The sequence below is a fragment of the Acidobacteriota bacterium genome, assembly GCA_016196035.1.
Lineage (GTDB): Bacteria > Acidobacteriota > Blastocatellia > RBC074 > RBC074 > JACPYM01.
On sequence record JACPYM010000003.1, the window covers coordinates 15,722 to 27,337 of the forward strand.

General features: G+C 58.0%; 7 protein-coding genes. All 7 read left to right on the forward strand.

Annotated elements, in window-relative coordinates; genetic code table 11:
- The first annotated feature begins 139 nt into the window (after positions 1–139).
- The 7 genes from HY011_01415 to HY011_01445 all read left to right on the forward strand — a co-directional run bounded on the left by HY011_01415 (position 140) and on the right by HY011_01445 (position 11,478).
- The gene (locus HY011_01415; GenBank protein ID MBI3421574.1) at positions 140–1,021 is read left to right on the forward strand and encodes a FecR domain-containing protein; all 882 of its coding nucleotides are present in this window, start codon (positions 140–142) and stop codon (positions 1,019–1,021) included.
- Positions 1,022–1,077: 56 nt separating this feature from the next.
- Positions 1,078–2,469 carry a sigma-54-dependent Fis family transcriptional regulator gene (locus HY011_01420; GenBank protein ID MBI3421575.1) on the forward strand — a complete coding sequence of 464 codons (1,392 nt, stop codon included), beginning with the start codon at positions 1,078–1,080 and terminating at the stop codon, positions 2,467–2,469.
- Between the two features lie 22 nt (positions 2,470–2,491).
- A complete protein-coding gene (locus tag HY011_01425; GenBank protein ID MBI3421576.1) occupies positions 2,492–5,020 on the forward strand; it encodes a CHASE2 domain-containing protein in 2,529 nt (842 codons plus the stop codon).
- Between the two features lie 364 nt (positions 5,021–5,384).
- A complete protein-coding gene (locus tag HY011_01430) occupies positions 5,385–5,891 on the forward strand; it encodes a hypothetical protein (GenBank protein MBI3421577.1) in 507 nt (168 codons plus the stop codon).
- Positions 5,892–6,266: 375 nt separating this feature from the next.
- On the forward strand, positions 6,267–7,829 hold the full coding sequence (locus HY011_01435) for a hypothetical protein (GenBank protein MBI3421578.1): 1,563 nt from the start codon (positions 6,267–6,269) through the stop codon (positions 7,827–7,829).
- Positions 7,830–8,178: 349 nt separating this feature from the next.
- Positions 8,179–9,489, forward strand: a complete 1,311-nt coding sequence (locus HY011_01440; GenBank protein ID MBI3421579.1) for a hypothetical protein — start codon at positions 8,179–8,181, stop codon at positions 9,487–9,489.
- 348 nt (positions 9,490–9,837) lie between these two features.
- Entirely contained in the window at positions 9,838–11,478 is a 1,641-nt protein-coding gene (locus tag HY011_01445) for a glycosyltransferase family 39 protein (protein ID MBI3421580.1), read from the forward strand.
- Positions 11,479–11,616 lie beyond the last annotated feature (138 nt).

Here is an 11,616-nt window from a genome sequence, read left to right on the forward strand (position 1 = left end):
CAGAAAAGTGAGCATTCTGTTGCTGCCCCCGTTTTATGCAAACAATCAGCAAAACGAAGCAACTCATTCGTTCAACCGTCATATCTAGGCAAGCACAATCACGTATAGCAGCGTTCGTGCAATAAATTCGGAGGCAGAGATGTTTAATTCAAAAGCAGTTTTGATGGGGTTGTTGTTGTGCGCCATCTTCATTCCCAATTCAACCGCCAGCCGTGCACAAACGCTGGTGTCGGCCAAAGTGCTTTCCAGCGAGGGCTTGGTTGAAATTCGCCGACAAACCAATGGCCAAGCGCAAATTCAACCCATCGCGTTCAAAACAAATGATGAATTGAAGGCCGGCGATACCATCGTCACAGGCAAAAAAGGGCGGCTGGTGCTCGGTCTTTCCGATGGTTCGCAAGCGGTCATCGCGCCGCAAACGATGGTGGTGATTCAGAATCTGCAACAATCGCCGCGCACGCTCTTCAATGTCCTGCGTGGCAAGACGCGCGTGCATATCGAGAAATACGGCGGGCAGCCGAATCCTTACCGCGTGAATACGCCGACGGCGGTGATCGCCGTGCGCGGGACGATCTTTGACGTATTGGTCAAAGACAATGAAACCGAAGTCTTTTTGCACGAAGGGCAGGTTTCTGTTTTCAATCTGGCGCTGCCTGACCAGCCGGTCTTGCTGGCGCCGGGCCAGACGACGCGCATCAGCGGGGAACGCGTGCCGCGCAATCCCAACACCTTCAAACCGGGCCGCAACGATGACAGTTTTCGCGATACGGAGCAGCGGCAAGACGACCGGCGCATTGCCGAACGCAATAATGATCCGAATCGGGCTGATGAGCGCAACACCGCAAATGCACCTGGCGAACGGGGCGCACGTAATGATGCCAGTGAGCGCTCGAACAAGTCTGGCGGGTTGACTGATTTTGGCCGCAACGGTTCCACCTTACCCAATGCCAGTACGCGTCCGAGTTCGCCGCCGCCGAGCGCAGGCCCCAGCGGCGGCGGCTCTGGCGGTAGGAGGCCCTAACAGATTTGAGCAACGAACCTTTACAAACAAGGGCGGGGAAGGCGGCGTCCGGAGAATTGACCTCAATCTTGGTGGTTGATGATGAGCGTGGCGCGCGCATGGCGTTGGAAGTTCCGTTACGTTTGAGTGGTTATGATGTCGTCGCCGCCAGCGGCGGACGCGAGGCGCTGGCGTTGGGTCAGCAAAAACGTTTTGATGTCGTGCTGACGGACATTTACATGCCCGACATTCTAGGCCTTGAAGTCGTGCGCGAATTCCGCCGCTTCAGTCCCGACACCAAAGTCATCGCCGTCACCGCACAAGGCTCGCTCGACATCGCGTTGCAAGCCGTCGAAGCGGGCGCTTTCGATTTCATCGCCAAGCCGTTCAACATTGACGAAGTGCTGGCCCTGGTCAAACGCGCCGCACAGCCGCCAGCCCTGGCCCAACCCATCGAAGCGCCACCTGATTTTTCTTCGTCTGGCTTGATCGGTCACAGCCCGCAAATGGTGCGCGCCTACAAGCTGACCGCGCACGCCGCGCGCAGCCAAACCACCGTGCTGATCGAAGGCGAGTCGGGCACGGGCAAAGAATTGATCGCGCGCGCCATCCACCGGCACAGCGCCCGCAGCAAACAGCCATTCACCGCCGTCAATTGCAGCGCTTTGCCCGAAACGCTGCTCGAAGCTGAACTCTTCGGCTACACCAAAGGCAGCTTCACCGGCGCGGCGACTGACAAGGCCGGACTGTTTGAAAGCACGGATGGCGGCACGTTGTTTCTCGATGAATTAGGCACGACCAGCCCGTCGTTTCAGGCCAGTCTGTTGCGCGTCTTGCAGGAAAAAGAAGTCCGTCGTATCGGCGCAGCGGTTGCGCGTCCGGTGGATGTGCGCATCATCGGCGCGACCAATCGCAATCTCGAAGAGTTGGCCGAACGCGGCGAATTTCGCGCCGATCTGTTTTACCGCTTGAGTGTGCTGGTCGTGCCGCTGCCGCCGTTGCGTGAACGCGGGGCCGAAGACATCGCCTTGTTGGCGCAACACTTCTTGAAAAAATACGGCCACGAGTTGCGCGTTAATACCGATGTGATCGAGTTGCTGGCGCGCTACGCCTGGCCGGGCAATGTGCGCGAATTGGAAAACACCATCGAACACGCTGTGGCCGTGTGCAATGACGGCGTCATCACGCTCAACGATCTGCCGCGCCGCATTTTGGAACGCGCTGCTGCCGCGCCGCTGTTACAACCAAAGACCGCCGCGCCGACTTCCTTGATTGACGACCGGCCCGCGCTGGCTGAATTGGAACGGCGTTACATTCAATTGGTTCTCGCGGAAAACGGCGGAAATAAATCGCGCACGGCTGAGATTCTGAACATTGATCGGCGCACAATTTACCGCTACCTGGAACCGGCTTTAGAACCGGCTGGCGAAACCGGCCTGCCCAACCTCCCAGATGAATTGGTGAGCTGAATTGGCAAGCTGAATTGGCAAGATGATTCGGAATAATCAGCAAGCGCTACGCACTGGGTTGATTCTGGCCCTCAGCATCACCCTCGTCGTGCTGGTGACGTGGTTTGCGCCCACGCTGTCAGCCGCTTCGTTGAATCTGCTGTTCCGTTTGCGTGGCGCGCTGCCCGCGCCTGCTGACGTTGTCATCCTGGCGATTGACGATCAGAGTTTGCGCCGCATCGGCCAATGGCCCTGGCCGCGCTCGGTAATGGCGACGGTGGTGGATCGCCTGACGCAAGCCCGCGCCCGCAGCATCGGCCTCGACATCATTTACGCCGAACCTTCCAGCGCCAACGAAGACCGCCAGTTGGCTCAGGCCCTGGCGCGCAATCGCCGCGTCGTCTTGCCCGCGCAGTTATACGAATCTGCTGCCGCCACGGGTGCCGCCGATGGCGCGCCGACGGTGGCCTGGTTGCGGCCCTTGCCTTTGTTTGCCGCAGCGGCCAGCGGTATCGGCCATGCGCACATCGCGCCCGGAGTGGATGGCATGGCGCGCAGCCTGCAACTCAGCAAAGCCGATGATCGCGCCGAGCGGCTCTGGGCCTTTGGCCTGGAAGTGGTGCGCATCGCCGAACAGATTGCGGAAAATGATTGGGCCGAAACGGGCGGCCAATTGCGGTTTGGCCCTTACGTCATACCTGTTATGGACGAAAGCGCGCGCGCGGCCTTGTCTGGCGTTACTGTCATTCGCCCGAATGAGATGTTGATCAATTACGCCGGGCCGACGCGCAGTTTCCAGCATTACAGCATCGCCGATTTACTCGATGAAAAAGTTCCGCTGACAGCCTTCACCAACAAACTCGTCTTGATCGGCGCGGTGGCGCAATCCATGGGCGATACGCGCGTCGTGCCGTTTATGCATTACAACGCCAATGCCCAAGAGGGCGGTCAGGAAATGCCCGGCGTTGAGATCCACGCCAACATCATTCACAGCCTGCGCGGTCATTTGACGTTGCGGACGTTGCCCGATTGGCTGAATTTCGGCCTGGCGTTGCTGGTAATCTTGAGTTGCGCGCTGACGATTCGCTGGGTGGATGGTTGGCGGCAGGTCGCGCTGTTGGGCTTGATTTCAGTGGCGATTTGCGTGGGCAGCTTTTGGGCGTTTAGCCGCGCGCGTTGGATTCCGCCGCTGGTGCCGATGCTGACCGGTTTCGCCGCCGTGATTCCGTTGCTGCTGAATCGTTCACTGGCCGCCAGCGCCGAACTCGATCAGAAACTGGCGACGCTGGTCAGCAGCCAACGCGGTTTTCTGACCGGCGCGACTCAAACCGAAGCGGACTACCTTGAGCGCGAGCAAGCGTTGGCGTTGCCGCAAAGTTTGCACTGGAAGTTGCGCGCAGTGGATGACCTGACGACGCGTTTGCTGACGCGCATGAGCTTCGTCAATCGCATCCTTTCGAGCATGGGCGAAAGCGTGCTGGTTGCCGATTTGCGCGGGCGCATCGTGTTTGCCAATCACGAAGCGCGCCAGTTTTTTGGCTGTGATGAACAAGAAATGCTTGGCAGATACTTCGAGGAATTCCTGCTGGCGTGCGGCAAACTTGATGCTACGCAATTGCGCGCTGCAATCAGCGCTGTATTAAGCGGCCAGCACGCGCAGCTTGAATTCGAGATTGCCGCACCCACGCCGCGGCATTGTTCGTTGTTGTTGTCGGCGCTCAACCTGGGTACGCAGTGCTTCCAGCGTGCGGACTCGGCCTCAGGCGATTTCCTACCGGCAGGAGCAGGTCTATTGTGGAGTCCGCACGCTGGAAGCACTGCGTACCCAGAGGCCATCGGCGTGGTGGCCTTGTTCTCTGACATCACGCGCCGCGTCGAGTTGGATCGGATGAAGACGGAGACCCTGCAACTGGTCTCGCACGAATTGCGTACGCCGCTGACTTCGATTCAGGGATTGAGCGACGTGCTGCTCAAATTCCCCGTCGCGGCGGATGAGTCGCGCGAATTGATCGGCACGATTCACGCCGAATCGCTGCGCTTAAGCGAAACGATCAACCGCTACCTCGATCTAACTCGCTTGGAATCGGGCGCCCAGGCCTTGCACCTGGCTCCGCTCGATTGTCAGGAATTGATTGGCGGCTGCCAGCGCAATCTGACCGTCCTGGCCGCTGAGCGCGGCATAACACTCAATTCACAGATCAATGCCGCTGCGCCCATGATTCAGGCCGATGCGCAACTGCTCGCCCAGGCGCTCAATAACCTGCTCAGCAATGCCATCAAATACAGCCCGCCCGATACCGCTGTGACGATTCTGGCCGAACGTGAAGCAGGCGGCTTGGCGTTGACCGTTCGCGATCAAGGTTATGGAATTCCGGCGGCGGCGCACGCGCGCATCTTCGAAAAATTCTACCGGCTCGAACGCGATGCCAGTTCCACCACCGTCGGCACTGGCTTGGGCTTGCCTTTCGTCAAAGAGATTGCTGAACAACACGGCGGGCGCGTCACGTTTGAGAGCGTCGAAGGGCACGGCTCACGCTTTACTCTGCATTTGCCCGCTTCGGTTACAACTTGAAACGCCGCTCGCGTGTTGTTCATTCCTGTCACGCGCTTCAATGACAAGGACAAACGGATTGTCGGTTTCTGCCACGGCTGGCACGTCGAGTTGGCTGGCGTTTGCCCTGTATCACGTGAAACTCCAATAAAGACAGCCCTTTTCTAGGAATTCAAAACGAAACCCAACGCGGCACAGCGGTTGCTATTCATCCCGACGAAGGCCAGCCAGCAATGTGGTTGTTCTTCAGGAAGGGGGGCGCGTTCCGCAGCGGAATTGTTTGCCGCGACCAAGGAGCAGGAAAGGGGAAGGGTCGCTGCAAATCGTTGTGGGGCGCGCCGTCAAAACCGACATCCGATCAATTAAAACAAAGGAGTATCATAGAATGACCAAATCCAAATTCATCAACGCCGCTTTGCTCTTCTGTGCACTGATTGCCAGCACGACCATGACCTTTGCCCAACATGGCCCGGACGGTTCACAAGGGCAGACACGCGATCCCTTGGGTGCCTTGAAGCGCGCCCTGACGCAAGCGAGCGCCCCAGCGCTGACCACGCAACAAGAGACGGACATCAATGCCCTCATCACCGCTTTCAAAGCCGCGCAACCGACGGATGGCGATGCCACGTTGGAAGCGGCCCGCGATGCGTTTGACGCGGCTTTGCTCGCCGGCAATTTGACGGCGGCGCAAACACAGGCCACGGCCATCGCGACGCGGCAGGCGCAACTGAGCGACGCGCGCCTCAAAACCGTCGCCAAGTTTGTTATTGGCGCGTTGACGATTTTGAAGAATGGCGGCCAACTCGACGCGCTGAAAACGAAGTTCGGCGATGATCGCACGCTGCAACTGGTCGAATCATTGGCTGGCGGCGGTTTTGGCGGCGGGCACTAGAGCGGTTTTCAGATCAGTGTACGGGATGGCAAAGGTACGGAACCGGGAGCGACCGGGTTCTGCGCAAGGGATACCCCCGCAGTCACCTGGTCGCTATCGCTCCCGGTTCCGTACCAGCGGCTGCGCCGTTTTTGCCATACACGCAATTGCAAACCGATCTAATTTCGCAATAGCGACCAGCAGCAACAATTCGCTGAAGTAGAAACGAAAGGTTGCCATCAGCAAATGGCAACCTTTCGTCTTAGCGCCCCATGCGCGCCGCCGATTTTTTTAGGCAATGAATGGAACTCACAGTGTTCCGCAGATGTACTTTTGTTTGAGGACGAGTTGTAAGTAAAACCCAAATCACATCTACAGCAAGGAGAGCAGGCAAGGATGAAAAAGCTCATCAACCCTTTACTAGGCAGCTTAATGACCCGGCGTGAGTCGCTCCGGTTAATCGGGGCCGCGAGCGCTACAGCCTTGGTGGGCCGTAGCGAAACGCCGATGGCAATGCTCATGCCAGGCAAAGCAGAGGCAGCGGGTGCCACGGCCCCGACTGTCCCCGGCGTTTTGCGCAATGCGCTGTTTACCCCCGCGCCACGGGCGACCTGGGACACCAGCCAAACCAGTTGTGTGACGCGGCCCGCGTTGACCGAAGGGCCATTCTTTGTGGACGAGTTGTTGAATCGTTCCGACATTCGGCCCGATCCTGCCAACGGCGCGGTGAAAGCCGGAACGCCCTTAAAGATCAAATTCAATCTGGGCAAAGTCAGCGGCAGTAATTGTGCGGCGCTGGCCGGTGCCTTTGTTGATATTTGGCATACCGACGCCACCGGCGGCTATTCTGATGTGAACGGTCAGGGCAATCCGAATAACAGCGGGCAGAAATTTTTGCGCGGCTATCAAGTCACAGACAGCAACGGCGCGGTCGAATTCACCACGATTTATCCGGGCTGGTATAGCGGGCGCACTGTGCATATTCACTACAAAGTGCGCCTCTTCGCGGGCGCGACGCGCACCTATGACTTTACTTCGCAGGTTTTCTTTGACGATACGTTGACTGACCAAGTGTTCACACAGGCTCCTTACAACACCAGAGGTGCACGTAACACGCGCAACAGCAACGACGGCATTTATCAGAGCGGCGGCGCGACGACGCTGCTCAGTCTGACCGCCGATGGCGCCGGCGGTTATACGACGAGTTACAACATCGGCCTCAGCAGCGTGCCGGATTCGGTGGCGGGCATCGCCAGTGTGTCGGCGGCCAGCTTTACCGCGGCGTTGGCGCCTGACAGCATCGCCGCTTTGTTCGGCACAGGCCTGGCGACGACGACCGCTGCCGCGACCAGCGCTTCATTGCCCACAGACTTGGGCGGCGTGCAGGTGATGGTGCTGGATGCCAATGGCGTGCGCCGCGCGGCACCGTTGTTTTTTGTTTCGCCCACGCAGATCAACTTTCAATTGCCCGCGGCCACCAGCGCGGGGCCAGCGACGATTTATGTGCAGCGCAGCGGCGCGGTGGTGGGGCAAGGCAGTGTCACGGTATCCACCATTGCACCTGGTTTGTTCGCGGCGAATGCCAGCGGGCAGGGCGTGGCGGCGGCGGTGGTCTTGCGCGTCAAAGATGGCGTGCAGTCGTTTGAACCGGTGGCGCAATTCAACGCCGCAACCAGCCGTTTTGAAGCTGTGCCGATTGACCTCGGTGGCGCTTCAGAGCAGGTTTTTCTGATTGCGTTTGGCAGCGGCATCCGCAATCGCTCGGGGCTGGCGGCGGTTACGGCCACGCTAGGTGGCGCGAGTGCGGAAGTTTCGTTTGCGGGCGCACAGGGTAGTTTGACCGGCGTTGATCAGGTCAACCTGCGCATCCCGCGCAGCCTGATGGGGCGCGGCGCGGCGGATGTGCTTTTGCAAGTGGACGGGAAAAGCGCCAACACCGTAACGATCAATGTGAAGTGAGATAGTCCCGCGCACCCCGGCTGAAAGGGAAACAACGAGTTTGCCGTATCACCTGCTGTCTAAAAGACGCCGCAAGTGAGCACAGCCTTCCGCTTGTTTCCCCTCTTTTCAAACACGGCAGAGTTTTGTGGCAAGAGCTGTGCTTTGGGTTTTTGCATGCATGGTCATTTTAGGTTCAGGTTCTATCGCGTATATGTAGACCAACTTTTTTTCTTCAATCGTGGCCTCCCCACCGCATATGACCAAGGCTTGAGCTAAAACGCTCAGCGCCCTTCATCATTCCCCCTGTAGCTATTCAATTGGTTGCGTGTGTCACGTGCCAAAACTTTGGTCGAGAGGGTTCATTTGTATGTTGGTTAAGTTTCTCAAGGCTTCTTTGCTGAGTTTATTCGCGTTATTTACGGTGATTTGTGGCGTGTTTGAACGTGGTGTAAAGGCGGACTTGGATGGAGCACCGGCTTCGCGCACGGGCGCGCCAAACGAACAGACTTGCGCCGCGTCTGGTTGCCATACTTCGTTTGCGGTCAATAGCGGCAGCGGTTCGGTCAAAATTACGGGCTTGCCAGCCAATGGCTACACCACAGGCCAGGATGTCACCCTGACAGTCACGGTGGCGCAAACAGGCGTGGCGCGCTTTGGTTTTGAATTGACGGTGCTTGACGATCAAGGCCGCCCGGCGGGCACTTTAACAGCCAGTGATACAGCACGCACGCGCCGCGTCACGGCTGCGGTGAACGGCGCACAGCGCCAATACATCACGCACAGCCAAGCAGGAAACACTGCGAGCACCTGGACGATGCGCTGGACGCCACCGGCCCAGACTGCGGGCCGCGTTACGTTTTATGCGGCTGGCAATGCCACGAATAGCAATGGTCAACCGACGGGCGATTACATCTACACCACGACTGCGAGTTTGCAACCGGTGAGTTCGGTGGCCGCCGTGGCGGCGCTTTCCGCCGCCAGCTTTGCGGCGAATGGCGCGTTACCGGCGGAATCCATTGCGGCGCTTTTCGGCGCGAATCTGGCGGGCACTACGCTGAGCGCGAACACGCTGCCGTTGCCCACCAACCTGGGTGGCGTAGTGGTGCGAGTTAAAGATGCGGCAGGGGTTGAACGTGACGCGCCGTTATTCTTTGTTTCTCCGGCGCAGGTCAATTTTATGGTGCCTGCCAGCATAGGCGATGGCGCTGCGACCATCAGCGTCTTGCGCGACGGCAGCACCGTGGGGCAGGGGACTGTTTCGATTGCCGCGCTTGCGCCCGGCCTTTTCACGGCCAATTCCAATGGGCAAGGCGTCGCCGCCGCAGTCGCCTTTCGCCTAAAGGCCGATGGCTCGCAAAGCGTCGAACCGCTGGCGCAATTCAATCAAACCGCCGGGCGCTTCGAGCCACTGCCGCTTGATTTGGGACCGGAAACCGATCAGGTCTTTTTGATTGGCTTTGGCACGGCCTTTCGTAACCGCGCGGCGCTTTCCAGCGTCTTGACAACTATCGGCGGAACAAATGCGGAAGTTTTATTTGCCGGGGCGCAGGGTGATTTGGCGGGACTCGATCAGACGAATATCCGCATCCCGCGCAGTTTGGCAGGGCGTGGTGAGGTCAACGTCAACTTGCAGGTAGATGGAAAGAATGCGAACACTGTGACCATCAGTCTTAAATGAGGCTTCGGCAAATCAATTCAATTGAAACTAACAGACCAATGTAACCGGCGCTTTTTGACATACGGCAACTCGTCGCACGTCAGAAAGCGCCGGTTTTTAGCGAAAGCCGCGCAAAGCAATGCATAAGGCTGCCGGAAGGACAATCCAGTTCGTCACTTTCACCAGCGAATTGGAGCTTCCAGGCGGGTTATTAAAGCAGTAGTTTGGAGGGAGCCACGATTGAAGCTCAAACTCAGCCTGACTGGGCTGCTGGTAATTTGCTCGATCACCTTTTTTCTGGTCAGCGTGATTAGCCCGCCTGCCCTGGTTGATGACGTTGATGCGGTCACCGCCCAAATCGCCCGCACGATGGTTGAAACGGGAGATTGGGTAACACCACGCTTGAATGGCATTGCCTATTTCGAGAAACCTGCGTTGCGCTTTTGGCTGGTCGCGGTGTCATACCTCATTTTTGGCGTGCACGATTGGGCGGCCCGGTTGCCCCTGGTGTTGGCGGCTATCGCCTTGTGCTGGCTGGTGCGCCGCATGGGCCATTGGGCTGTCGGCGATGGCGCACGTGACGCCGGAACCCTGGCGGGCATCGTCCTGGCCACCTGCCTGGGTTTGTTCCTCTTCACGCGCATTTTGATCCCTGATGTTGTGCTGACGCTGACTACTACACTGGCGATGTGGGCGCTGTTGCGCGCGCTGGATTGGGACGAAGCGTGGCCTCGGCTTTGGGCGACGGTTTTGGCGATCAGTCTTGGACTGGGCTTTATGCTCAAAGGCTTGGTGGCCTTTGTGTTTCCCGTTGGTGCGGGACTGCTTTATTTGGCGTTGAACAAACGCCTGTTTGACTGGCCCACGCTGAAACGCCTTGCGCCGTTGAGCGGTATCTTGATCATTTTGCTGATCTGTGCGCCCTGGGTAATTGCGGCGACATTGCGCAATCCGCCTTATTTTGATTTCACGCTGAAGAGCGAACCGGGGGTCTATCACGGATTTTTCTGGTTCTTTTTTTTGAACGAACATTTGTTTCGTTATTTGAATCTGCGCTATCCGCGCGATTACAACACGGTGCCGCGCCCATTGTTCTGGCTCTATCACTTGCTCTGGCTCTTTCCGTGGAGCGTTTATCTGCCGTTTGTGGGCCGCTTGAATTTCAAACCGGATACGCGCACAGGCCGCGTCCATTTATTTTGTCTGTGTTGGATTGGTTGGACGTTATTGTTTTTCACTTTCTCGACGACCCAGGAGTATTACTCAATGCCGTGTTACCCGGCCTTCGCGTTGCTGCTCGGTTCGGTCTTGCGCCGCGACGAGGCGCGTTATACCTGGGCTGCACGAACGGCGGGCGCTGTGGCCTTGTTGGCCGCGTTGGGTTGTTTAACCATGCTCTGGTTGGTGCGCGGTGTGGCGGCGGCAGGCGATATTGCCAACGCGATGAATTACGGGGTTTCGACATTGTCGCTCGGCAAAGCGCAGGATTTAACTTTGCAGACGATGGGCTGGTTGCGCGTTCCGCTAGCGGTGGCGTTCGGTGCTTTCCTGGTTGGTGCGCTGGGTGCTTGGTTGAGCAAGGGTCGCACTGCGATAGCTGCGTTGGCGATTATGATGTTGCTCTTTTTCAACGCCGCGCGGTTGGCGCTGGTGACGCTCAATCCTTATTTCGGTTCACGTCCTTTGGCTGAGGCGTTGCAGGCGGCGCCGCCCGGCCAGTTGATTGTGGATGATCAGTATTACGCGTTTTCTTCGGTCTTCTTTTACAGCAATCGCTCAGCCCTGCTGCTGAACGGACGCACGATGAATCTGGAATACGGTTCGGCGGCGCCGGGCGCTCCGCCAGTGTTCATCACAGATGCGGATTTACCAGGGCTGTGGAGGAAGCCGGAGCGGCAATATCTGGCCGTCTCAGCTTCGGCAATGCCACGCTTGAAACATGTGTTAGGCGACGTGCCGTTGCATTTGGTGATGGCGGCCGGTGGAAAATTGCTGCTCACCAATCAATAGACTTGTTGCAGTGGAAAACAGTGGGGAATTTGCGTTTTGGCGTTCACTACCAACTGCTTAACCGCCATTCTCCATTCTGCATTCTCCATTCCTGGGCAGTGGTAAACCTCAATCAAGACGGCCTCTGCAAGAGAATGG